Here is a 22,921-nt window from a genome sequence, read left to right on the forward strand (position 1 = left end):
CGATGAACGATCCGACCATGCCGGGGGCGGGGACCGACGCTGCGGCGGCGCCGACGGCACGGGTGTCGCCCGCTGCGGATGCGCCGCCCCCGACTGAGGCGCCGCCCTCGGCAGAGGCGCCGCCCACCCCCGTGGACGCCTCGACGTCCGAGGTGCGGCTCACGACAAGTGTGCCGCCCGCGCGCGAGATGCGGCCGACGGCCGAGACGTCGTCCGTCACCGCAGGTGCGCCGACCACCCCACAGGCCTCGGCCCCGGCCCAGGGCTTGGTTTCCGCCCCGGTCTCGGCCCCGGCACCGGCACTGGCCGCCGGGCCCGTCGCCCCGGAAGCCGCCGTGGCGGCCCTCGCTGCGGACGGGCCAGGGGAGCCGTTCCTGATCGGCGTGCGCCACCACGCGCCCTCGCTGGCCGTCGCCCTCCCGGCGATGCTGGACGCGGCGGCCCCCGACGTCCTTCTCGTCGAGCTGCCTGCCGAGTTCCAGCCGTGGCTGGGCTGGCTCGCGCACGAGGAGACCGAGGCCCCGGTGGCGCTGGCCGCCGTGCCCGCCGACGAGGACGGGCGTGGTACGGCGGCCGAACACGGGCCCGCCTTCTACCCGTTCGCGGACTTCTCGCCGGAGCTGGTCGCCCTGCGCTGGGCGGCGCGCAACGGGGTTCCGGCCGTGGCCTGCGACCTCCCGCTGGCCGACCGGGCGTGGGTACGGGGCGGATCCGATGCCGTTCCCGACTCCGCCCTGGGGGAGGGGTACGGGCTGTCCGCCGCACTCCGGTCCCGGCTCACCGGCCGGGACGGCGACGACTTGTGGGACCGCCTGGTGGAGGCCCACGCACCCGGCTCCCCGCCCGAGGCACTCCGCCGAGCCGCCCTGCTCACCGGCTGGGCGCTGCGGGCCGAGGCCGAGGCGAGCGAGGGGGTACAGGGTACGGACCTGGCGCGCGAGGCGTGCATGCGAGGGCATGTGGCCACGGCCCTCGCAGAGGGTCGGCGGCCCGCCGTGGTCGTGGGCGCCTTCCACACTCCGGCGCTGCTGCTCGACCCAACCGATGCGCCCGAGCCCTCGGACGCGCCCGACGGACCGGAGAACGGACCGGAGAACGGACCGGAGAACGGGCCGGAGAACGGGCCGGAGGACGGCGTTGGCCCGGCGGCCTGCACGGTGTCTCTGGTTCCGTACGCGTACCCCTTGCTCGACTCCCGGTCCGGCTACCCGGCCGGCATCCGGGACCCCGAGTGGCAGCACACGGTCCTGGACGCCGCCGGAGACCCGGACACGCTGCACGAGGCGCTGATCCGCACGGCGGTCCGCGTCTGCGCCGCGCTGCGTGAGCAGGGGCATCCCTACGGCCCGGCGGACGCCCGCGAGGTCGTCCGCGTCGCCGGTGACCTCGCCCGCCTGCGCGACCTGCCCGCCCCGGGGCGGGGCGAACTCCTCGAAGCCGTACAGACGGTGCTGGGGCGAGGCGAGACCTACGGCACGGGGCGTGCCGTCGCCAAGGCCCTGGAGCAGGTGCTCGTCGGCGGCCGTACGGGACGGCCCGCGCCCGGTGCGCCGCGCAGCGGACTCGGCCCCGCCGTCGAGGCCGAGGCCGCGGCGCTCTCGCTCCCGGGCCCGGGGGACGCGTACGAGAAGAACCCGCGCGACCTGCGGCTCGACCCGGCGCGCTCCGCCCTGGACCGGCGCCGCGAACTGCTGCTGCGCAGGCTGACGGTGTGCGGCATCCCGTACGCGCAGGAGCAGGCCGTGACCGGCGCGGCGGGCACCGAGGGACTCACGACGCGCTGGCAGGTGCGGTGGACCCCGGCGACGGCCGCGATGCTCACGGCGGCCGGGACCCGCGGCGTCACCCCGGCACAGGCGGCCGAGGGCGTACTGCGGCAGCGGCATGCGGCCGAGCGGGCGGAGGGCGGTCCGACGGCCGCCCAGGTCGTCCGCGGCCTCACCGAGGCCGCCGAGTGCGGGCTCCCGGCCCTGGCCGACGAACGCCTGACGGAACTCTCGACGGTCCTCCCCGCGAGCGCCACGTTGCCCGAACTCCTCACCGGTCTCGACCTGCTGGACCGCATCACCGCAGGCCACCTGCCGGGCCTGGCAGCGCAGGACGGCCGTCCCGCGCCCGAGAATCCCCGCGCACCGGACAGCCGTCCCGCACCCGAGGACCCTCGCGCACCCGAAGGCCGTCCTGCGCCCGAGGACCCTTCTGCGCCTGAGAACGCTCGCCTGGCCGAGGGCCCTCCCGCACCCGCAAGCCCTCCCGCGCCCGGCGTCGCCCCCGTCACCCCTGCCGCGCATGCCGCCGAACTCCTGACCTCCGCGGCGGTGCGTCAGGTCGACGGGCTCGTCGGCTCGGACGAGCCCGGGGATGCCCGCGCGCTGCTCGAACTGGCGCAGCGTGCCGACCGGCTGGGCGGTATTCGGCTCGGTGATGCCCTCGCCCGGCTGGATGCCGACGGCACGCCCCTGATCGCCGCGGCCGCCGGAGCGGTTCGGGTCCTCACGGGGCACGAGGATGCCGGAGCCTTCGGAGGGCGCGTCGCATCCTGGGTGGACGGGGCCGTGGACAGCGCCTCGCGGGCGGCCCTCACCGCCCGCCTCACTGGTCTCCTGACGGCGGCTGGACCGTTGCTGACCGTCGGGGTCGGCGCCCTGGACCCCTTGCTGCACCGGGTCGTCGAGCTGGACGACACCGCCTTCCTCGCCCGGCTGCCCGCCCTGCGCGGAGGCTTCGACACGCTGAGCCCGGCCGCCCGGGACCGCCTGCTCGACACTGTCGAGGACCGGCTGGGCGAACGGGTCGACACACGGGATGCGGAAGACCCCGCCGAACTGGCCCGCCGTACGGCCGCCGACCTCGCGGCCCGTGATCTTCTGGCCGCGCTGGGGCTGCCGGTACCGGCCCCGTCGTACGAGGACGGGTTCCCGCCGCAGGCAGGCCACCCACAGCAGAGCGGCCCCGCGCGTACCCTCGCGCCCGCCGACCGGTGGCGGCTCGTCCTCGGCAGGCGGCCCGACCAACTGCCGTCCGGTGCCGCCCGTTTGGCGACCGCGTTGGACGAGCTGTACGGCTCGGGCCGCGGCGAAGGGTCCCGTGCGGGCCTGCCCGGTGCGGGCGCCGGACGGCGTGGGGGCCGCGAACCGTCGTACCCCGGCGTCCGGGAGTGGTCGGAGGAGCTGGCCGCGCTCTTCGGGCCGGGCGTCCGCGAGGAGGTCCTCGCCGCCGCAGCCGCGACCGGCCGTCAGGACGTCCTCGCCGCGCTCGACCCGGCGGCCGTCACGCCCTCCGTGGAGCTGCTCCGTACGGTCCTGCGGTACGCCGGCGGCCTCCCCGAAGCCCGCCTCGCGGCGCTCCGCCCCCTCGTCCGCCATCTCGTCGACGAACTGACCCGGCAGCTCGCCACCCGGCTGCGCCCCGCCCTCACCGGCACGATGCTGGCCCGGCCCACCCGCCGCCCCGGCGGCCGGCTCGACCTGCCGCGCACCCTGCGCGCCAACCTCGCCACCGCCCGCCGGACCGCCGACGGAACGGTCCAAGTGATCCCCGAGAAACCGGTGTTCCGCAGCCGGGGACGCAAGTCGGCGGAGTGGCGGCTGATCCTGGTCACCGACGTCTCCGGCTCCATGGAGGCGTCCACGATCTGGTCCGCGCTGACCGCCTCCGTGCTCGCCGGGGTGCCGACCCTGAGCACCCACTTCCTGGCGTTCTCCACGGAGGTCGTCGACCTCACCGGCCATGTGCACGACCCCCTCTCCCTCCTGCTGGAGGTGAGCGTGGGCGGCGGCACGCACATCGCCGCCGGACTGCGGCACGCCCGCAGCCTGGTCGCGGTGCCCAGCCGCACCCTCGTCGTCGTCATCAGCGACTTCGAGGAGGGCGCCCCGCTCGGCGGCCTGCTGGCCGAGGTGCGCGCCCTGGTCGCCACCGGCTGCCACGTGCTCGGCTGTGCGAGCCTCGACGACGCCGGCCGCCCCCGCTACTCGACGGGCGTCGCCGGGCAGCTCGTGGCCGCCGGGATGCCCGTGGCGGCCCTCAGCCCACTCGAACTGGCCCGCTGGATAGGGGAGAAGACCGCATGACCACCACCCCGCTGCCACCCGTCGCGCCGGAGGTCACGGCCGCGCTGGTGGAGAGCCTCACGCCCCGGCTGCGCAAGCGCCTGGACGCGGCGGTCACCAAGCTCGCCGCCCGCCCGGCCCACCGCGACGGAGACACGGTCGTCGTCACGGTCGACGACGAGACCGAGCTGCGCCTGTACGCCCCGGACGGCACGGTGACCACACCGGACGCCCTCATCTGCGCCTGCCTCCTCGCCCCGGCCTGCGTCCACCGCGCAGCCGCCGCGTGCGCAGCGCCGGTCGCCGACCCGTCCCTCACCACCGCACCCTCCGACCCGACTTCACCCCGGGCCCCCGCCTCGGGCCCCGCCCCAGACGCCGCATCGGGCTCCTCAGCCCCTTCGGCGGATCCCGCCCAGGAGCCCACCCGTACGACCCGTCAACCCGACCCCGCCACGGCCCCTGGCTCCGACGTCGCGCCGGACCCCACCGGCCGTCCCACCTCTCCGCCCCCAACAGCCACCCCCGCCGAGCGTGCCGCCGCCGATGCCCTCTGGGCGGCCGGTGCCGCCGTGTTGGAGGCCGGTGTCGACGGGGCCGGTGCCGTCGCGCAGGCGGGGCTTCTTCGGGCCGCGCACACCGCCCGGCTGAGCCGGCTTCCGAGGGGGGCCGGTGAGGCGCTCTCCGTCGTGACGCTGCTGCGTGCGGCCCGCTCCGGGGACCCCTCCTACCGCACCGCCGAACTGGCCACCGCCCTGGCCCAACTCCTGGAAATCGCCTACAGGTTGAGAACCGCCTCCGGTGCGGAACTCGCCGCCCTCCGAGGGCAGGCGCGCCGCCCGTACAGCCCGGACGGATCGCTGCGTCTGTACGGTCTGTTCACCGAACCCGTGATCACCGACTCCGGGCACGGCGGCGCCCGCACCTGGGTCGTCGGCGCCGACGGCCGCCTGTTCACCGTCGGCGACGTGGCACCCGGCGGCGCCGGCCGCGCCCTGGGCGTCGCCGACCGGGCCGTCCGCCTGGGGGACACCGCGCTCACCCACCGGGAACTGGGCCGGGCGGGCCTGGCGGTCTTGGGGGCGACGGTCTCGCCGGACGGCAGACTGGGTGCCGGGAAGGGCGTCAAGGCCGTTGCCGCCCGGGGCGTCGCGTGGACGGAGTCGCCGCTCGCCGCGCTGTGGGAGACACCGCCTGCGGAACAGGCTTCCCGTGCCCTGGAGTTCACTTCCTACCCCGAGGGCGGCGGCAGCGGCCTGCTCTTCCTGGACGTCGAACTCCTCGGCCCGGTAAGAGAGTCGGGCGACACCGCCCTGCTCGCCCGCTGCGCCGGAGGCCCGACCGTCCGCCTCACCGTCGCCGACGACGAACCCGCACTCGCCCACCGCGACAACCTGAACCTCCTGGCCGCAGCCCCGGGCACCCGCCTGCGGATCATCGGCCGCCTCGTCCCCGCACCCCACCCCCGCCTCGCCCTCCTCGCCTGCTCGCACCCCACCGGAGACGGGACGGTCGACCTCGGCCTCGACCGGCTGAGCCGGGCCGACCTCCCCGAAGCGGCCGCCGCCCCCGCGCACGTCACCCAGCCCCCACCCGCGCACTCCGCCCCGTACCTCCTGGAGCGCCGCGTCGAGCAGACCGTGCTGGCGGGCCGCGCCGCCCTCGGCATGCTCGGCCAGAGCGACGGCAAGGGCAACGGCAAGAGCGACGGCAAGGGCCACGTCTCCGCCGAGGCGGCCCGCACCCGCCGCGCGGGCTTCCCCACGGCCGCCGGACTCCTCACCGCCCTCTGCGCATCGGCGGCCCCGCGCGAGCGCGACCACTTCGGCCGCCTCCTGCCCGCCGACACCGACGGCTTCGCCACCCAGTGGCTCACCGCCGCCCGCTACACGACCGCGGTCGCCGCCTCCCTGTGCGCGTCGGGCTGGCAGCCACTCACCCCGCCACCACCCCCGCCCCCGTCATCAACTCCGCACACCGCTCCCCGATCAGCATCGCCGGAGCATTCGTGTTCCCCCCGGTGATCGTCGGCATCACGGAGGCGTCCGCGACCCGCAGCCCCTCGATGCCCCGCACCCGCAGCTCCGGGTCGACGACCGCCGCCGGGTCGTCGGGCCCGCCCATCCGGCAGGTGCCCACCGGGTGGTACACGGAGTGGATGCGCTGCGGCAGTTCGCGTGTCAGCGCCGCCTCGTCGGCGAGCGCGCGGCCGGGATGCAGCTCGCCGGTGACGACCTCCACCAGCCGCTTGTGCGCCATGACCTCCCGTACGAGCTTCATCCCGGCCACCAGGAAACGCGCGTCGTCCGCGTCGGAGAGGTATCCGGGGTCGATCAGCGGGTCGGCCGTCGGGTCGGCCGAGGCCAGCCGCAGCTCGCCCCGGCTCTTGGGGTAGATGAGCGTCGGCATCACGGTCAGCGCGGGCCGCGCGTCCACGGAGTGCCGTACGGGCGCGTCCTGGTTGGGGCTCGGATACGACCAGGGCAGGGCGTGCACCTGCAAGTCGGGCTGGTCGGCGGGGGTTTCGGCCGCGTCCGTCCGTACGAAGGCCATCGCCTCGAATACCGTACGTCCCAGCCAACTGCCGCCCCGCAGGGTCTCCGCGAGCATCCCGGCGAAGAAGTGCGCGGCCGTGCCCCGGTGTTGGGCGCTCGGCGCGAGGAACGTCATGGGGACGAAGAGGTGGTCGTGCAGGTTCTGCCCGACCGGGAGGTCCGCGGCGACGTCGATGCCCAGTCCGCGCAACTGCTCGGCGGGCCCCACCCCGGACAGCAGCAACAACTGTGCCGAGCCCACCACCCCTGCTGACAGTACGACTTCGCGCCCGGCCCGCAGCACCCGCCTTCGGCCGCCCTCGGCGATCTCCACGCCCACCGCCCGGTTCCCCTCCAGCACCACCCGGGTGACCGTGGCGGCGGAACGTATCCGCAGGCCGGGCGGGCGGTCGTCACCCAGGTACGCGTGCGAGGCGCTGAAGCGGACGCCGTCGCGGGCGCTCATCTGGACGATGCCGACGCCCGTCTGTTCCGTACCGTTGTAGTCGTCGTTGCGCGGTGTCCCCAGGGATTCGCCGAGTGCGTCGACCAGGGCGTGGGAGGCGGGGGTGAGGCCGCTCTGGCGGGTGACCGCCACGGGCCCTCCGGCGCCCCGGACCTCGCTGGCGCCGCCCTCCCAGTCCTCCATGCGCCGGTACGCGGGCAGGACGTCCTCGTACGCCCAGCCGGTGCAGCCCGCGGCCGCCCAGTCGTCGTAGTTGCGGCGATGACCGCGGACGAAGAGCATGCCGTTGATCGCGCTGGAACCGCCGAGCAGCTTGCCGCGCGTGACGGGTATCCGACGCCCGGCCGCATGCTCCTGGGGGACGGTGTAGTAGCCCCAGTCGAAGCGCTTCTTGATCTGGGGGACGGAGTGCATCATCGAGATCATCCCCGGCACCCGGATCATCCGGGAGCGCTCCAGCCGCGCCGCACCCGCCTCCACCAGCAGCACGCTCGCCCCGGTGTCCGCGAGCCTGCGCGCCACGATGCAACCGGCGCTGCCCGCGCCCACGACGACGTAGTCGGCCTGATCAGCTGATGGTGTGTCAGTCACGCGGCGCAGTGAAACACGCGTCCGCCGAAGGAACAAGACACAGGGGCAGGCCCGGGCGCTTTCGGCATCGGGCGGGCCGGTGGGCGAAGGTACGGGTTATGGCTATAGCGAACCGTTTCTCCTCCCTCCGCGCCCGGCTGACCTGAGGCGCCCACCGCACCGAGCTGGAGCAGCGGCGCGCCCGGCTGCGGCGCAGAACCCGGGCCCGGCGGCGCGGCACGGCCGCCCTGTTCACGGTGGGCGCGCTGGTGCTGGTGCTGGGCTTCCCCTGGCTCGTGTGGAAGGGCCCGTACCTCCTGGACGCGAAGTACCTCGACCCCGCCGAACTGGAGAAGGGCTCGGCGGCGCTGGTCACCGGGCTGAGGACCGCACTGGTCGCCTGCATCGCGGCGGTCGGCGCGGCCGTCGCCCTCCTCTACACGGCCCGCACCTACCGGCTCACCCGCCGCGGCCAGATCACCGAACGCTTCACCAAGGCGCTCGAGCGGCTCGGCTCGACCCAGCGGTACGTACGCATCGGCGGAATCCTCGCCCTGGAGCAGATCGTCAAGGACGCCCCGGAGCAGGCGGCCACCGACGCCGCCCGCGTACTGGGCCACTTCCTCCGCGACCGCGCCCCGAAGGCCGCGCTCCTCGCCGAGGGCCGTGACCCGGAAGTCCCGCTGCCCCAGGTGCTCGGGGCGGACGTGCAGGCCGCACTGACCGCCCTCACCCGGCGGGAATCACGTACGCATGTGGACCCGCGCGAGGTCCTCGACCTCAGCGGACTCCACCTCGCGGGCGCCCACCTGCGCGAAGCCGACCTGACCGGCGCCGAGTTGTTCGCCACGACCCTGACCGGCGCCGACCTCTCGGGCGCGACGCTCACCCAAGCCCGCCTGACCGACGCGACCCTGACGGGGGCCGACCTGTCCGAGGCGACGCTGACCCGGGCCCACCTCTCCGGGGCGACCCTGACCGACGCCCGCCTCGCCGACGCCACCCTCACCGGCACCGACCTCTTCGGCGCGACGCTGGCCGGAGCGATCCTGCCCCGGGCGACGCTGACCGGCGCCGACCTGCTCGGCGCGAACCTGTCCGGGGCCAACCTCTCGGGCGCGACCCTGACGGACGCCCGCCTGACCGACGCGACCCTCACCGGCGCCGACCTCTCCGAAGCCACCCTCACCGGGGCCAACCTCTCCGCCACGAAGCTGACCGACGCCCGCCTGCTCGGCACGACCCTGACCGGCGCCGACCTCTCCGGCGCGACCCTGACCGGCGCGAACCTCTGCCGGGCGGACCTGTCAGGGGTACGGGGCCTCACACGGGCGGCCCTCGCCGACGTACGCATCAACGAGGGCACGGTCCTGCCGGGGGAGGGCGGTGTCCGCGCCGGGCAACGCCCGTAGCCGCACCCCTTCGCGGGGGTCGGTTCCAGATCGGGGCCCGGTGTCCGGGCCGGGCAGTGCCTGTACCTCACCGCCGGGGGCCGGTTCCGGATCGGGGCCCGGTGTCCGGGTCGAGCCGCGCCCGTGGCCGTACCGCTTCGTGAGGACCGGTTTCGCATCGGGGCCTGGCGTCCGGGCCGGGCAGTGCCTGTACCTCACCGCCGAGGGCCGGTTCCGGATCGGGGCCCGGTGTCCGGGTCGAGCCGCGCCCGTAGCCGTACCCCCTCGCGAGGGCCGGTTCCGGATCGGGGCCCGGTGTCCGGGTCGAGCCGCGCCCGTAGCCGTACCCCCTCGCGAGGGCCGGTTCCGGATCGGGGTCCGGCGCCCCCGCCGAGCCGCACCCGTAACCTCACCTCTTCGCCGGGATCGGTTCCGCATCGGAGTTCGGTGCGGCGGCGGCGGGCTCCTCGGCGCGCCCCCTCGCGACGAGTACGGCGAGCAGCCCCAGGCCCGCCCACAGGGCGAGCGTCAGACCGGACGCCCCCGCCCCCGCCCCGTCGAAGAACGACACGGACCGCAGCAGCCAGCCTCCCGCCCCGGGCGGCAGCAACTGGCCCAGGAATCCGGCGGGTTCGGGCAGCATCTGCGGGGCGCTCGTCACCCCGGAGAACGGGTTGCCGACCAGCACCATGAGCAGCCCGCCGAGCGCCAGCCCGGCCCGGCCCAGCAGCGAGGCGAGCCCCGCGATGGGCGCGGCCACCGCCAGGACGGTCAGCGCGAGGACGCCCGCCACCGCCCACCCGTTCCCGGTGAGGACCCCGAGCCAGCCGTGCACGAGAGCCGCAGCCACCGCTCCCACCAGTACGGACGCACCCAGCAGCACCAACACGCCGCGTGTGCCGCGCAGTTGGAGGAGGCTGACCAGGGCCCCGGCGGCCACTCCGGCCAGCGCCAGCGGCAGCACACTCGCGCCGAGAGCGCTGCCTCGCGGATCGCCGGGCGGCGCGGGCACGACGTCCGTCACACGGGGAGCGGTTCCGGCAGGGGCCTTGGACACGACGGCCTCCCGCAGGAGTTGGGAGACGACGGGGCTCGCGGCGGACGCGGTCAGGGCGTCGACACCGCGCGGGGTCGCGACGAGGGCCCCGTACACCTCGCGGTTCTCGACGGCGGTGCGGGCGGCGGCGGCATCGGGGTAGCGGTGCACCTCGAAGGCCCCCTCGGTCTGCGCGAGGCCCTGCGTGAAGCCCTGCTGGAGCCGCTCCGCCGCAGCGGCCGGCCCCGCGATGCCGATCGGCAGGTCGCGCGGGGCGATCCGCGCGGCGGGCCAGGCGAACGCCCACAGGGCGAGCGCGGCCACGACGGGCGCGAGGAGCAGGGCCGCGAGCGTGCGACGGGACAGGCCGAGCGAGGCAGTCGTGGGGGCGGTCGTGGAACCGGACGCAGAGCTGGTAGTGGATCCGGACGTAGAGCCGGACGCGGAGCCAGTGGTGGAAGCGGTCATGGGAGTCCCTCGTTCCCGCGAGCTAAAGAGAAGGATCGTTCGTTTTACGTCTCCCTCCAGTGACCACCCTCCCCGCCTCCTTGTCAAGAAGGAACGTTCGTTTTACGTTGGGCGCATGGCCCGCGTATCCCAGGAACACCTCGACGCCCGCCGCCGGCAGATCCTCGACGGCGCGACGCGCTGTTTCGCCCGCTCGGGCTTCCACGCCGCGTCCATGCAGGACGTACTGCGCGAGATCGGCCTCTCGCCGGGGGCCGTCTACCGGTACTTCAGCAGCAAGGACGAGCTCATCGTGGCCATCGCGGAGGAGGTCTTCCGCGACGTCCGGGGCGCCTTCGAGGCCGCCGCTCGGCAGAGCCCCCCGCCGCCGCCGGACGAACTCCTGGCCCAGGTCGTCGGTACGGTCATGACCGCCCGCGACGGCCTGCGCGTCGACGGCCGCGCCGCCTTCCCCGGCCTGGTCCTCCAGGTCTGGACGGAGACCCTCCGCGACGAACGCCTGGCGGCCCTGCTCCACCAGGGCTTCGCGGACATGCGCGGCGCATGGGTGCGCCTGGTCGACGGCTACCGTGCGGCCGGCCAGATGCCCGACGACGTCCCGGCCGACCACGTCGCCCGCACGATGATCGCCGTGGCCCAGGGCTTCATCGCCCAGCAGGCCCTCTTCGGCGAGGCCTCGCCGGACGTACTGCGCGACGGACTGCGCGCCCTGATGGCGATGCCCTCCGGCCGCGCGAACCCCAGCTCGAAGGCGCTGGGCGAGAGGCCGGCCTCATAGGCGGCGGACGGCCGCCCGGTGTTGCGTGGGGGTGATTCCGCGGCATCGCTTGAAGGCGACGCTGAGGGTGAAGGTGTTGGCGTACCCCACCTCGTGGGCGATGGAGCTCACCGTGTCGTCGGTGTCGCGCAGCAGGTCGGCGGCCAGGGCGACGCGCCACGTGGCCAGGTACGTCATGGGCGGCTCACCGACGTGGCGGACGAAGCTGCGGGCCAGACCCGACCGGGAGACACCCGCCTTGGCCGCGAGGGTCGCCACGGTCCACGGGTGCGCCGGATCCTCGTGCATCAGCCGGAGGGCGCTCGCGACGACGGAGTCGTCCGTGGGCCGGTACCACACGGGTGCATGGTTCTGAGGGCGGTCGAACCAGGCGCGCAGCGTGGAGACCAGCATCAGGTCGAGCAGTCGGTCCAGGACGGCCTGCTGGCCCGGCTTGTCGCGGCGCACCTCCTTTGCGACGAGAGCGAGAAGCGTACGGTCGCTGTCGGCTTCCGGTACGACGAGGACGTCCGGCAGGGCGTCCAGGAGACGGTCGCTGATGCCGGTCCGCCCCTCGTAGGCACCGCTGACCAGAAGGGCCGAACCGGTCTCGTCGACACCGCACGTACGCGGGTCGAGGGCCAGTTCGCCGACCGCGACCGCTTGTGCGGTGCGTGCGCAGTAGTCCGCGCTGGTGATGGTGCGGCCGGGCGGCGAGGCGGGATCCACCGCGACGGTGCAGGGGGCGGGGCCCCGCAGGACGGCGATGTCGCCCGGGCCCAGTTCCATCGGCTCGCCGTCGGCGGGAGTGATCCAGATCCGTCCGTCGAACGCGGCGACCAGGGTCAGGCGGGCGCCGCTCGCGAAACGCAGGGACCACTGTGGGCTCATGACCGTCCGGGTGAACACGGCACCGTGCGCCCGTACCCCGTCCAGCAGCTTCGCCAAGGTGTCCACCCCGCCCAATGTAGAGGCTCGAACATCGACCTGGGTGTCCCGGCCATGGCCCCGCCGTCCGCCTGAGGATTGGGTTGTCCCATGACTGAACACCCGATTCTGATCACTGGTGGCACGGGCAAGGTCGGCGGACGTGCCGTGGCCCAACTCGGCACAAAGGGCGTCACGGTGCGCGTGGGATCGCGCTCCGGCGACCCCCGCTTCGACTGGACGGACCGGAGCACATGGGATGCCGCTCTGGACGGCGTGCGGAAGGTCTTCGTCGTGCCGCAGGACGGCGAGCGGCTGACGCGGCCGTTCGTGCGGCGCGCGAAAGAGCTGGGGGTCGAGCGCATCGTGCTTCTGTCGGGCCGCGGCGCCGACGTCCCCGGATACGCCAAGGAGGACAGCATCGCGGGCAGGACCCACATCGACGGCGAGGACGCCGTGCGCAACAGCGGTCTGGAGTGGACCGTCGTACGGCCGGCGTGGTTCGCGCAGAACTTCAGCGAGGGCTTCTTCCGCGACGCGGTACTCGGCGGGGAGCTGCGCCTGCCCGCGGGCGACGGTGCTGCGAGCTTCGTGGACGCCGAGGACATCGCCGCTGTCGCGGTCGCCGCTCTCACCGAGGACAAGCACGTGGGCAAGACCTACGAGTTGTCGGGGCCGAGCGCGCTCACTGTCGGCGAGGTGGTGGACCTCATCTCCGACGCCACCGGTCGCCCGGTGCGCTATGTCTCCCTGTCGCACGAGGACTTCGTGGCCGGGCTGGTCGCCGAGGGCTGGCCCAAGGCGGACGCCGAGGACTACGCCGACTCGGTCGCCCCGATCCGGCGGGGCATGGACAGCCGTCTCTCCGACGGGGTGCAGGCCGCACTCGGTCGGCCGCCCCGGTCCTTCGCCCTGTTCGTGAAGGAGGCCGCGGCGGCCGGTGCCTGGCGCGGCTGACGTTCCGGGAGGACCCCGTCGTCACCCGTGACGAGCTCCGCCCACGGTGAAGAGCACTGTAAAGACGACTGTGAAAAGCCGCAGGTCAGCGTTTATTGAAGCTGAAACAGGGGGTTCACGTACGGGCCCGATTCCGCCCAATCGGTGGGATAGCGTCGCTGACGTCGACGGCCCGTCCCGGCGGGATCGGCCTGCCGCCGACGTCGCCGACCGCCCAGATCCGTCGGCCGAACCACCGGCGCGAGCGCGGCCCACAAGGCCGCGGCGCGCGCACCCCTGCCACCCCTGGAGTGAACCCGATGCACCGACTTGCGCCCCGTCGCCGTACCGCCGCCGTCGCGGCGGCCGCCGCCACCGCCCTCACCGTTCTGCTGTCGGGCTGCGGCCTGATCGGGGGCGGCGACAGCAAGACGATCAAGGTCGGGGTCAGCGGCGACGCCCAGGAGTGGGACACGCTCGTTCAGGAGGCCAAGAAGGAGGGGCTCGACGTCGAGCCCGTCTCCTTCGACGACTACTCCCTCCCCAACAAGGCGCTGGCCGCCGGTGACATCGACCTCAACGCCTTCCAGCACCTGGTCTTCCTCGCCCAGTCCAACCTGGAGAACAAGACCGCCATCGTGCCGCTGTCGGCCACCACCGTCGTACCGATGGGCATCTACTCCAAGAAGATCACCAAACTCCAGGACCTCAAGCCCGGCGCGAAGATAGCCCACCCCGACGACCCCGCGAACGAGGGCCGGGCGCTGCACCTGCTCGACCGCGCCAAGGTCATCGAGCTGAAGCCGGGCACCGGTCTGTACGCCACGCCCGAGGACGTCGCCAAGAACCCCAAGAACATCACGTTCACCGCGGTCAACGCCCAGCAGACGCCACGCCTGCTGCCCGACGTGGACGCCGCGATCATCAACGACGGAGTCGCCAGCCTCGCCAAGATCGACGCCAAGTCGGCGCTCTTCCACGACGACCCCAAGGACCCGGCGATCCGCCCGTACGTCAACGTCATCGCCGTCCGCGAGGCGGAGAAGGACGACCCGGACTTCGCGAAGATCGCCAAGATCTACGCGAGCAAGCCGGTCCAGGACGCCTACCAGCGCTTCGCCAACGGCACCGGTGTCCATCTCAACCTGTCCCAGGCCGAGTTGGAGAAGGAGCTGGACCGTGTCGCACAGCAGCTCAAGAAGTGATGCCGTGACGGCGGGGCAGGAGATGATCCGGCTCGACGCCGTCGCCAAGGAGTTCCCGGGCGGCGTGCGCGCCGTCGACGCGGTCGACCTCGCCGTCGAAGCGGGCAGTGTGTACGGCATCGTCGGACACAGCGGCGCCGGCAAGTCCACCCTGCTCCGGCTGATCAACCTGCTGGAGCGGCCGACAACGGGCTCCGTCACCGTCGGCGGCCAGGAGCTGACCACGCTCGGCGAACGCCAACTGCGCACCGCCCGCAGGGACATCGGCATGATCTTCCAGCAGTTCAACCTGTTCCGCTCCCGTACGGTCCTGGGCAACGTCGCCTTTCCGCTGCGCCAGTCCGGCAGCTCACGCGCCGAGGCCCGCACCAAGGCGCTGGAGGCGCTCCGCTTCGTGGGCCTCGACGAACACGCCAAGCGCTACCCCGAGCAGCTCTCCGGCGGCCAGCGCCAGCGCGTCGGCATCGCCCGCGCGCTCGCCACCTCGCCCCGCGTGCTGCTCTGCGACGAGGCGACGTCCGCGCTCGACCCGCAGACCACCCAGGAGGTGCTGGAGCTGCTCCGGCGGGTCAACACCGAACTCGGCGTCACCATCGTCGTGATCACGCATGAGATGGAGGTGGTGACGGCGATCTGCGACCGGGTCGCCGTCATGGAGGACGGCCGGGTCGTCGAGCGGGGCGAGGTCCACGAGGTCTTCACCCGTCCGCAGCACCCCACCACCCAGGCGTTCGTACGGGCCGCCCTGCACGCCTCTCCCGTCCTCGGCCTGCTCCCGGGCCTGCTGCGCGAACACGGTGTGGACGCGGCCGTGGCGGACTCCGTACTCGCTCAACTCGACGCGAACGGCACGGAGTTCGCCTCCGCCGAACGTACGGAACGTAACCAGCGGAACCAGGCGGTGAGCGCGTAATGCAACAGGACTGGGACGTCCTCTGGCCCAAGATCGTCGACGCGGCGGGCGAGACGGTCTACATGGTGCTCGCCACCCTCCTCTTCGCCACGCTCTTCGGCACGGCCGTCGGTCTCGCGCTGTACGCCACCCGCAAGGGAGGCGTCTTCCAGAACCGCCTCGTCTTCGTCACGCTGAGCTTCCTCGTCAACGTCATCAGGCCGGTCCCCGCGCTGATCGCGATCGTCATCCTCAACCCCCTGACCCGCGAGCTGATGGGCACGGCGGTCGGCACCGACGCCGTCATCTTCCCGATGACCGTCATCGCGACCTTCGGGGTGGCCCGGATCGTGGAGAGCAATCTGGTCGGCGTCGAACCCGGCGTGATCGAGGCCGCCCGCGCGATGGGCACCAGCCGGATCCGCATCCTGCTGACCGTGCTGGTCCCCGAGGCGCTCGGACCACTGGTCCTCGGCATGACCTTCATGCTCGTCGCCCTGATCGACTTCTCGGTGATCGCGGGCACGGTCGGCGGCGGGGGAGTGGGCAACCTGGCCATCACCCACGGCTATCTGCGGTTCGACGACCGGGTCATGGCGGTCACCGTGCTCATCCTGATCGGCCTGGTCCAGGCGGCACAGCTGCTCGGCAACATGCTGTCCCGCAAGGTGCTGCGCCGCTGAGGGCCCTGCGTCGCTGAGGGCCCTGCGCCCCCCCGGAAGGGTCGTCGTCAGCGGTTCACCTTCGGCGACGACCTGTTGTTCCCTACCATCACCCGCATCGCTGCGAAGCCTGGGAGTGCGGATGACAGGAAGTGCCCGACCGGAGCCGGGGCTCTCCCCCGAGAGGCTCGTCTTCTTCACGGACGCGTTGTTCGCCATCGCCATGACGCTCCTCGCCGTCGAACTGGAGCGCCCGGACGCCGAGGAGCTGACCTCGGCCCGGGCGCTGGGCCACTTCCTGCTGGAACAGCGGGGCTCCTACCTGGCGTTCGCGCTGGCGTTCGTCCTGCTGTGGTCGGTGTGGCGGCGGCACCACAAGCTGATGGACCAGGTCGTCGTCCTGTCGAAGCCCTTCGTGGGGTGGCACGCGCCGTTCCTGCTGCTCGTCGCGTTCCTCCCGTTCCCGACGGCGGTCATGGGCCTCTCGATCACCAACCCGCTGGCGCAGACCCTGTTCGCCGGAACCATGGCGGCCATGGTCCTCTGCGAGGCCGTCATCAAGGAGATCGCCGCCGGGTCCGGCCTGGTCGGCGACGCGGACCCCGCCCGTACCCGGCGGCACGCCAACGGGTCCTGGGCGGTGGGCGCTTGGTTCCTGCTCAGCGTGGGCGTCGCCTGGCTGACTCCGTACGCCTTCCTCATGTGGTTCCTGGCTCCGTTGGCCGCTTCGTACGGTGGAGCTCTGCTCACCCGGCTGCGCGGCGCCGGCCAATGAGGAAGTACGTCAACGAGGCGACCGGAGAAGCCCGTTGAGGTGCCGGGCCGAAGCGTCCCAGGTCCAGTGGTCCTCGACCCACCGCCTGCCCCGCTCACCCATCGCGGGCCCCTCGGACGTGCGCAGCAGCCGTACGACCGCGTCGGCCACGGCCCGTACGTCACGGCCGTCGACGACCGTGCCGGTGCGGCCGTCCAGTACGGCGTCCGGGGCGCCGCCCGAGTCGCCCACCACGACCGGCAGCCCACTCGCGGAGGCCTCCAGGTAGACGATCCCGAGCCCTTCCGCCTCCAGACCGGCCCGGCGGGTGCGGCACGGCATCGCGAAGACGTCGGCGGCCGCGTAGTAGCCCGGGGTGTCCGTGTGCCGGACCCCGCCGCCGAAGACGACGGACCCCGCCGGGCAGGCGCGGGCCAGCCGCCGCAGCCGCTGCTCGTCCGGCCCGTCGCCGACCAGCAGCAACACCGCCTCCGGCACGGCCCGCCGGATCTGCGGGAGGGCGCGGATCAGCATGTCCTGGCCCTTGCGCGGGACCAGCCGCGCGACGCTCAGCACGACCTTGCGCCCCTGGAGCCCGAACCGCTCCCGCACGGCGTGCCCCTGCTGTACGGCGGACGCGCCCCGGAACTCTGCCGCGTCGACCCCGGGCACCAGACGGCTCAGCCGTGCCCGGGGGCCCAGCGCGGGGGCGATGCGGTCGCGGGTGTAGTCGCCGAGGTAGGTGACGACGTCCACGTGCTCGCCGACCCGGCGCAGCAGACGGCGGGCCCCGGGCACCCGGGCCCACCAGATCTCGTGGCCGTGCGTGGTGGCGACGATCTGCCGCACACCGCCACGCCGCAGGGCGGGGGCCATCGCCGCGAGCGGGGCGGCGGCCCCGAACCACACCCGGTCGCAGCCGTACGTACGCACCAGCCGCAGAGCCTGTCGGGCGACCCGGGGCGTGGGCAGCAGCATGCGGGCCGGATCGCGCAGCACGGGGAAGGGCAGGGCGGCGTCGAAGGCAGCCGCGCCGGGCTCGGACGAGGTGTAGACGACCACGTTGCCGTCCGGCACACGCGTGGCCATGGCGTGGACGAAGGTCTCTATGCCGCCCTGGCGCGGGGGGAAGTCGTTGGTGACGATGAGGGTGGTGTCCATGGAGTGCTTCCTCGGGGGTCTGACTGGGGTGGGCGTACTTGTACTGCTGTCCCTCACTCCCGCGCGGCGAGCGCCGCGATCTGGCCCTGCCGCAGCAGGCGGCCGGTGGCGGCGAGGGACACGGCCGTGCCCACGCCCAGACAGTCGAGGCCGAGCAGCGTCAACGTGCCCCACGGGACGGCGAGTTCAGCCAGGCCGTAGCGCGCGGCAAGTGAGGCCCGGTACACGCCCAGACCCGTACCGACCACGACGGCGGCCACCAGCGCGGCCAGACCGGTGGTGATCAACGCCTCCCACACGGCGACCCGGCGCACCTGCGCGTCGGCCACGCCGACCAGGCGCAGTACGGCGAGCTCCCGGCCGCGCCTGCTGTACGACATCACGAGCGTGCTCGCGACGGAGATCAGGGCGTACAGGGAGGCGGGGCCCGCCAGGATCAGCAGGACCAGCGTGTTCAGCCGCTCCTGCTCGTTCGACACGGTGGCGAACCACCGGTCGGTGGGGGTCACCGTCACCAGGTCGGGGCCCAGTTGTCGTGCCAGGTCCCGGGCGGCATCCTCCGAGCCCTCGGCCAGGAGCAGCGTCGCGCGTCCGGGGCGCGGGGCTCCGGCCGTCCCGTCGGGCAGCAGCACCTGGGGCAGGTCCGCACCGGCCTCCAGCACCGCAACCACCTTGCCGGGCAAGGGCTTTCGGCCGTACAGCCCGTACGTGATCCGGGAGCCGACGTGGTAGCCGTACCAGCCCGCGTACTCCCGGGACACGGCGACCTCCCCGGGGCGCAGCGCCGCCACGCCGCCCTCGACCACGTCGACCCGGTGGGTGCGGGCGTACGCCGCGAGGTCCACCACGGCGCCCCGGTCCAGACGTACCGACGTACGGTCGGCGACGGCCACGTCCAGGCGGGCGGGCGACGACACGGCCGCGACGCGCCGGTCTGCGGCGAGTGCGGACAGCACGTCCTCGGAGAGTCCGCCCGTGCCCGTTGCCTCGACGATCAACTGGCCCGCCGTACGGTGCCGGTCGTCGGCCTTGACCGTGGCCCCCGTGGTGGCGAGCACCGAGGTGAAGATCCCGACGACGGCGAGGACGGCCAGTACCGGACCGGTGAGGGAGGCCGTGCGCAGCCGCGCCGTGGAGACGCAGGCCAGGGCCAGTCCGGCGGGCACCGAACCGGTCCGGCGCACCAGCGGGGCGAGCAGCCGGACGAGCGGCGTCAGGTAGAGCGGGCCCAGCAGCGAGGCGGCGAAGGTCAGGGCCAGGGTGCCGAACAGGGCCAGCGGCGTCGCGGCCTCGGTGTCGGCCCCGGGTGTCAGGAAGATCATGAGGCCACCGGCGGCGAGCATCAGCAGGCCCCCGGTCCAACGGCCTGGAGTCATCGGCCGGTTGTCCAGCTCGGCCTCCCGCAGCGCCTCGGTCACATGGACCCGCGAGGCCCGCCGGGACGCGCCGCGCGCTCCCAGTACGGCCATGAGCAGACCGGCGCCGGAGGCGATGGCCAGCGGGCCGGCCAGGGGCGGGTCCTGGAGGGCGACGGGTGAGAGCCCGGTGGCGTTCAAGGCGGCCAGGGAGAGGGGCGAGACGATGACGACCAGGAGACAGCCAACCGCGGCGGCGGGGACGGCGACGGCCAGGCACTCGCCGATCACCATGCGCCGCACCTGCCCGGCCCCCGCTCCCACCAGCCGCAGCAGGCCCAACTCCCGGCGGCGCAAGGCGATGCTGAGGGCGCAGGTCCCGGAAATGACGAAGACGGTGAGGAACAGGCACACCACGGCGGTCATCACCAGGACGGTCTGGATGCCGCCGAGGTCGACGGCACCGCCGGAGACGGTGTGCTCCCTCCCCTCACCGTCGGGCAGCGTGACCGAGGGGCGGCCGGACGGCTGGGCGATACCGAAGGTGGCACCGAGGGCGGAGCAGACCAGGCCGATGAGCGTCACGCCGAGCACGAGCGAGACGAACGTGCCCAGGAACAGCGGGAAATGGTGCCGTATGGACCGTACGGAAAGGTGCCGCATTCAGCCCTCCCAGCGGGTGAGCCACGCCGTGATCCGCTCGACCGTCGGACCGGCCAGTGTCTCGGCGACCCGGCCGTCGACGAGGTAGTAGACCCGGTCCGCCGCCGCTGCGGCCACCGGATCGTGGGTGACCATGACCACCGTGGTCCCGTCCTCGTCGACGAGGGCCCGCAGCAGGGCGATGATCCGGCGGCCGGTGGCCCGGTCCAGCGATCCGGTGGGCTCGTCGGCGAAGACGACCTCGGGCCGGGTCGCCACCGTGCGGGCCACCGCCACCCGCTGCTGCTGTCCGCCGGAGAGCTGGGCGGGACGGCGTCCGGCGACGTCGGCCAGGCCGACGCGGTCGAGGGCTTCGAGCACGGTGGCCCGCTGCGGCGGCCGGCCGGCCAGTTGCAGGGGCAGGGCGACGTTCTCGTACACGGTCAGCATCGGCAGCAGGTTGAACTGCTGGAAGACGAAGCCGATGCGGTGCCTGCGCAGGGAGGTGAGGGCCTGCTCGTCGCAGGAGGTCAGGTCCAGTTCGCCGAGCAGGACCCGGCCGGAGTCGGGCCGGTCCAGTCCGGCCGCGCAGTGCATCAGGGTGGACTTGCCGGAGCCGGACGGGCCCATGACCGCCGTCATCGACTTCGCGGGGAAGTCCATGGACACGTGGTGCAGGACGGGGGAGGCGGCCCCCGGGTACGTCTTGGAGACATCGGCCAACCGAGCGGCCGACACGACTGTGCCGGTGAGGAGTGACATGCCGTCAGCAGACCAGCGCGACGGGGCGGAACGCAGTGGATCTGACCGGAGCTCGCAGGGTCGGGTTTCCCCTACCGACACGGCCGAACGCGGACACTACTGTGGAGACGATCATGTGCGCGGGCGGGGGAACTCCCGTGACGGCAGGGGGAACTCCCCCGGCGGTCCGCGCTGTTGGAAGTACGGCTCGGCAGGGAAGGGGTGCCCATGTCCTCCGCGAAGGAACCGAACGGAACGCAGGAGCACGGCAGTTCACCCGCTCCCGACGCGGCCCTGCGGGAAGTGCTCGCGCGGCGGCCGAAGGGCTTCCTGCTCTCCCCGTGGCCGTGGCGCTGCTGGGCGCATCTGTTGACCGGCGTCCTCTTCGGCGTCGGAGTCCTGCTGGGGCTCGCGCTGCTGGTCTCCCTCGGGGTGCTGCTCTCGGTGGTGGGTGTCGGGCTGCTGCTGCTCGCGTGCACCGCGCTGGTGGGGGTGCCCGTCGCGGCGGTGGAGCGCCGCAGGCTGCGGCTCGTCGCGCCGGTGCCGTTGGCCCGACCCCACGAGCCGCTGCACGGGGCCACGGGGTGGCGGCGGCTTCGGCATCTGTTCACCGAGCGTGCCACCTGGCGCGAACTCGGTTACGCGGCCCTGCTCGCGGTGGTCTTCGCCGGAGCCGGCCTCGGCCTGGTCGCGCTGCTGGCGTTCTCCTGCGCCCTCACCGTGGCGCCCGTGGTGGTCTGGGCGCTGGCGCCCGAGACGGTGATGGTGATTCCCGGGCAGGCCGTTCCCCATCCGTTGGCGGCCGTCCCGTACACCTTCGTGGGGCTCCTCGGTGTGGTGCTGTCCGCCTACGGGGCCGGCTGGCTGACCGCGGCGCAACTGCGGGTGGCCTGGTTCCTGCTGTCGCCGCGCGAGGACGAGCTGTCGCGGAAGGTCGTGGAGCTGACCCGCTCGCGGGTACGCCTGGCGGACGCCTTCGAGGCGGAACGCCGCCGCATCGAGCGTGACCTCCACGACGGGGCGCAGCAGCAACTGGTCGCCCTGACCATGACGTTGGGTCTCGCCGAAATGGAGGTGGCCGAGTCCAGCCCGCAGGGCGCCGCACTGGTCGCGCGCGGCCGGGGTGAGGCCCGGCGCGCCCTGGACCAGCTGCGCGACCTGGTGCGCGGTATCCACCCCCAGGTGCTCACGGACCACGGCCTGGCCGCCGCCGTCACAGAGGTCGCCCTGCGCTCGCCCGTCCCGGCCACCGTAGACATCCAACTGCCGCGCAGAATAGCCGCGTTGGTGGAGACGACGGCGTACTTCACGGTGACGGAGGCGCTGACCAACGCGACCCGGCACAGCGGCGCGACCGAGATCTCCGTCTCGGGCAGGCTGGAACACGACCGGCTCGTCCTGCTGATCACCGACAACGGGAAGGGCGGGGCCGATCCCGCCCGGGGGACCGGCCTGTCCGGTCTCGCGGACCGCCTGGCGATCCTGCGCGGCCGCCTGCTGGTGACCAGCCCGGTCGGCGGTCCGACCGAGATCCGGGTGGAGGTTCCGTGCCCCGAGTAGCCGTGGCGGAGGTCCCGTGCTGTGCCTGGTCCTGGCGGAGGTCCCGTGCTGTGCCTGGTCCTGGCGGAGGTCCCGTGCTGTGCCTAGTCCTGGCGCAGGCCCTGTGTCCCGAGTAGTCCTGGTGGAGGTCCCGTGCTCCGCATAGTCCTGGCCGAGGACGCCGTCCTGCTCCGTGCGGGGCTGGTCGAACTGCTTCACCGCAGCGGCCACGAGGTCGTCGAGGCGGTCGGCGACGCCCCCGCCCTGACCCGGGCGGTGGACGCGCACGCACCCGACGTCGTGATCACCGACGTCCGCATGCCCCCCGACTTCCGGGACGAGGGCCTCAAAGCGGCCCTCGATCTCCGTGCCCGCCACGCACACCTGCCCGTGCTCGTGCTCTCCCAGTACGTCGCCACCGCCTACGCCACACAGCTGCTGGGCGGCGGTGGCCCGGGCGTCGGCGGTCTCGGCTACCTGCTGAAGGACCGGGTCGGCGAGGTCGCGGACTTCATGGACGCGCTGCGCAGGGTCGCCGACGGGCAGACGGTCGTCGACCCCGAGGTCGTACGTCTCCTCCTGGCGCAGCAGACGGCGGACCGGCCGCTGAGCCGGCTGACCCCGCGCGAGCGCGAGGTGCTCGCGCTGATGGCCGAGGGGTTCAACAACCAGGCCATCGCGCACCGCTTGCGTGTCACCGAGGCGTCGGTGGTCAAGCACTCCGGCAACGTCTTCATGAAGCTGGACCTCGACCCGACGGAGGGCAACCGCCGCGTCCTGGCCGTGCTCGCGCACCTGCGGGGCGAGAGCGGCTGAGGCACTTACCCGGCCAC

Annotated in this window: 17 protein-coding genes; 11 read left to right on the forward strand and 6 right to left on the reverse strand. The window is 73.6% G+C overall.

Features of this window, described 5'->3' with window-relative positions; genetic code table 11:
- The first annotated feature begins 2 nt into the window (after positions 1–2).
- Entirely contained in the window at positions 3–4,073 is a 4,071-nt protein-coding gene (locus tag IE269_RS33460) for a vWA domain-containing protein (RefSeq protein ID WP_229898445.1), read from the forward strand.
- Positions 4,070–6,076 carry a hypothetical protein gene (locus IE269_RS33465; protein ID WP_229898444.1) on the forward strand — a complete coding sequence of 669 codons (2,007 nt, stop codon included), beginning with the start codon at positions 4,070–4,072 and terminating at the stop codon, positions 6,074–6,076. Before IE269_RS33460 ends, IE269_RS33465 begins: the two co-directional genes overlap by 4 nt.
- On the opposite strand, the gene IE269_RS33470 is transcribed toward IE269_RS33465, so the two are convergent.
- Positions 5,988–7,643 carry a GMC family oxidoreductase gene (locus tag IE269_RS33470; protein ID WP_189827021.1) on the reverse strand — a complete coding sequence of 552 codons (1,656 nt, stop codon included), beginning with the start codon at positions 7,641–7,643 and terminating at the stop codon, positions 5,988–5,990. The genes IE269_RS33465 and IE269_RS33470 overlap by 89 nt on opposite strands.
- 236 nt (positions 7,644–7,879) lie before the next feature.
- On the opposite strand from IE269_RS33470, the gene IE269_RS33475 reads away from it, so the two are divergent.
- Positions 7,880–9,034, forward strand: coding sequence for a pentapeptide repeat-containing protein (locus tag IE269_RS33475; protein ID WP_189827022.1), 1,155 nt, complete (start codon positions 7,880–7,882; stop codon positions 9,032–9,034).
- 388 nt (positions 9,035–9,422) lie between these two features.
- Here IE269_RS33475 and IE269_RS33480 read toward each other — a convergent pair whose 3' ends face one another.
- Positions 9,423–10,517 (reverse strand): ABC transporter permease, encoded by a 1,095-nt coding sequence (locus IE269_RS33480; protein ID WP_229898443.1) that lies wholly within the window; start codon positions 10,515–10,517, stop codon positions 9,423–9,425.
- A 115-nt stretch (positions 10,518–10,632) separates the two neighbouring features.
- Here IE269_RS33480 and IE269_RS33485 point away from each other — a divergent pair, with 115 nt between their 5' ends.
- Positions 10,633–11,295, forward strand: coding sequence for a TetR/AcrR family transcriptional regulator (locus tag IE269_RS33485; RefSeq protein WP_189827023.1), 663 nt, complete (start codon positions 10,633–10,635; stop codon positions 11,293–11,295).
- Here the strand turns inward: IE269_RS33485 and IE269_RS33490 are convergent.
- Complete coding sequence (locus IE269_RS33490; protein ID WP_189827024.1) at positions 11,290–12,231, reverse strand: AraC family transcriptional regulator; 942 nt, start codon at positions 12,229–12,231, stop codon at positions 11,290–11,292. The genes IE269_RS33485 and IE269_RS33490 overlap by 6 nt on opposite strands.
- A gap of 81 nt (positions 12,232–12,312) precedes the next feature.
- Between IE269_RS33490 and IE269_RS33495 the strand changes: the two genes are divergently transcribed.
- From IE269_RS33495 to IE269_RS33515, 5 genes are all read left to right on the forward strand, one after another.
- Positions 12,313–13,158, forward strand: a complete 846-nt coding sequence (locus tag IE269_RS33495) for an SDR family oxidoreductase (RefSeq protein WP_189827025.1) — start codon at positions 12,313–12,315, stop codon at positions 13,156–13,158.
- A gap of 299 nt (positions 13,159–13,457) precedes the next feature.
- Positions 13,458–14,342 carry a MetQ/NlpA family ABC transporter substrate-binding protein gene (locus IE269_RS33500; protein ID WP_189827026.1) on the forward strand — a complete coding sequence of 295 codons (885 nt, stop codon included), beginning with the start codon at positions 13,458–13,460 and terminating at the stop codon, positions 14,340–14,342.
- 22 nt (positions 14,343–14,364) lie between these two features.
- Complete coding sequence (locus IE269_RS33505) at positions 14,365–15,255, forward strand: methionine ABC transporter ATP-binding protein (RefSeq protein ID WP_189827164.1); 891 nt, start codon at positions 14,365–14,367, stop codon at positions 15,253–15,255.
- Positions 15,255–15,917, forward strand: coding sequence for a methionine ABC transporter permease (locus tag IE269_RS33510; protein ID WP_189827027.1), 663 nt, complete (start codon positions 15,255–15,257; stop codon positions 15,915–15,917). Before IE269_RS33505 ends, IE269_RS33510 begins: the two co-directional genes overlap by 1 nt.
- A 121-nt stretch (positions 15,918–16,038) precedes the next feature.
- On the forward strand, positions 16,039–16,671 hold the full coding sequence (locus IE269_RS33515) for a TMEM175 family protein (RefSeq protein ID WP_189827028.1): 633 nt from the start codon (positions 16,039–16,041) through the stop codon (positions 16,669–16,671).
- 9 nt (positions 16,672–16,680) lie between these two features.
- Here the strand turns inward: IE269_RS33515 and IE269_RS33520 are convergent, their stop codons facing one another.
- The 3 genes from IE269_RS33520 to IE269_RS33530 are packed head-to-tail and all read right to left on the reverse strand — an operon-like array spanning position 16,681 to position 20,570.
- A complete protein-coding gene (locus IE269_RS33520) occupies positions 16,681–17,811 on the reverse strand; it encodes a glycosyltransferase family 4 protein (protein ID WP_189827029.1) in 1,131 nt (376 codons plus the stop codon).
- 53 nt (positions 17,812–17,864) lie between these two features.
- Positions 17,865–19,829 (reverse strand): FtsX-like permease family protein, encoded by a 1,965-nt coding sequence (locus IE269_RS33525; RefSeq protein WP_189827030.1) that lies wholly within the window; start codon positions 19,827–19,829, stop codon positions 17,865–17,867.
- Positions 19,830–20,570: an ABC transporter ATP-binding protein gene (locus tag IE269_RS33530; RefSeq protein WP_189827031.1), complete on the reverse strand. Its 741-nt coding sequence runs from the start codon at positions 20,568–20,570 to the stop codon at positions 19,830–19,832.
- 207 nt (positions 20,571–20,777) lie between these two features.
- On the opposite strand from IE269_RS33530, the gene IE269_RS33535 reads away from it, so the two are divergent.
- The gene (locus IE269_RS33535) at positions 20,778–22,109 is read left to right on the forward strand and encodes a sensor histidine kinase (protein ID WP_189827032.1); all 1,332 of its coding nucleotides are present in this window, start codon (positions 20,778–20,780) and stop codon (positions 22,107–22,109) included.
- A 132-nt stretch (positions 22,110–22,241) separates the two neighbouring features.
- Positions 22,242–22,904, forward strand: a complete 663-nt coding sequence (locus IE269_RS33540) for a response regulator transcription factor (RefSeq protein ID WP_189827033.1) — start codon at positions 22,242–22,244, stop codon at positions 22,902–22,904.
- Positions 22,905–22,921: the final 17 nt, after the last annotated feature.

It is taken from the genome of Streptomyces spiroverticillatus (assembly GCA_014650415.1).
Taxonomy (GTDB): domain Bacteria; phylum Actinomycetota; class Actinomycetes; order Streptomycetales; family Streptomycetaceae; genus Streptomyces; species Streptomyces spiroverticillatus.

What these genes read in the sequence shown, in the direction of transcription:
- IE269_RS33530 (WP_189827031.1), bottom strand. Translation starts at nt 20,570, where the DNA reads ATGTCACTCCTCACCGGCACAGTCGTGTCGGCCGCTCGGTTGGCCGAT.
- IE269_RS33485 (WP_189827023.1), top strand. Translation starts at nt 10,633, where the DNA reads ATGGCCCGCGTATCCCAGGAACACCTCGACGCCCGCCGCCGGCAGATC.
- IE269_RS33520 (WP_189827029.1), bottom strand. Translation starts at nt 17,811, where the DNA reads ATGGACACCACCCTCATCGTCACCAACGACTTCCCCCCGCGCCAGGGC.
- IE269_RS33500 (WP_189827026.1), top strand. Translation starts at nt 13,458, where the DNA reads ATGCACCGACTTGCGCCCCGTCGCCGTACCGCCGCCGTCGCGGCGGCC.
- IE269_RS33505 (WP_189827164.1), top strand. Translation starts at nt 14,365, where the DNA reads ATGATCCGGCTCGACGCCGTCGCCAAGGAGTTCCCGGGCGGCGTGCGC.
- IE269_RS33480 (WP_229898443.1), bottom strand. Translation starts at nt 10,517, where the DNA reads ATGACCGCTTCCACCACTGGCTCCGCGTCCGGCTCTACGTCCGGATCC.
- IE269_RS33535 (WP_189827032.1), top strand. Translation starts at nt 20,778, where the DNA reads ATGTCCTCCGCGAAGGAACCGAACGGAACGCAGGAGCACGGCAGTTCA.
- IE269_RS33510 (WP_189827027.1), top strand. Translation starts at nt 15,255, where the DNA reads ATGCAACAGGACTGGGACGTCCTCTGGCCCAAGATCGTCGACGCGGCG.
- IE269_RS33525 (WP_189827030.1), bottom strand. Translation starts at nt 19,829, where the DNA reads ATGCGGCACCTTTCCGTACGGTCCATACGGCACCATTTCCCGCTGTTC.
- IE269_RS33460 (WP_229898445.1), top strand. Translation starts at nt 3, where the DNA reads ATGAACGATCCGACCATGCCGGGGGCGGGGACCGACGCTGCGGCGGCG.
- IE269_RS33515 (WP_189827028.1), top strand. Translation starts at nt 16,039, where the DNA reads ATGACAGGAAGTGCCCGACCGGAGCCGGGGCTCTCCCCCGAGAGGCTC.
- IE269_RS33495 (WP_189827025.1), top strand. Translation starts at nt 12,313, where the DNA reads ATGACTGAACACCCGATTCTGATCACTGGTGGCACGGGCAAGGTCGGC.
- IE269_RS33465 (WP_229898444.1), top strand. Translation starts at nt 4,070, where the DNA reads ATGACCACCACCCCGCTGCCACCCGTCGCGCCGGAGGTCACGGCCGCG.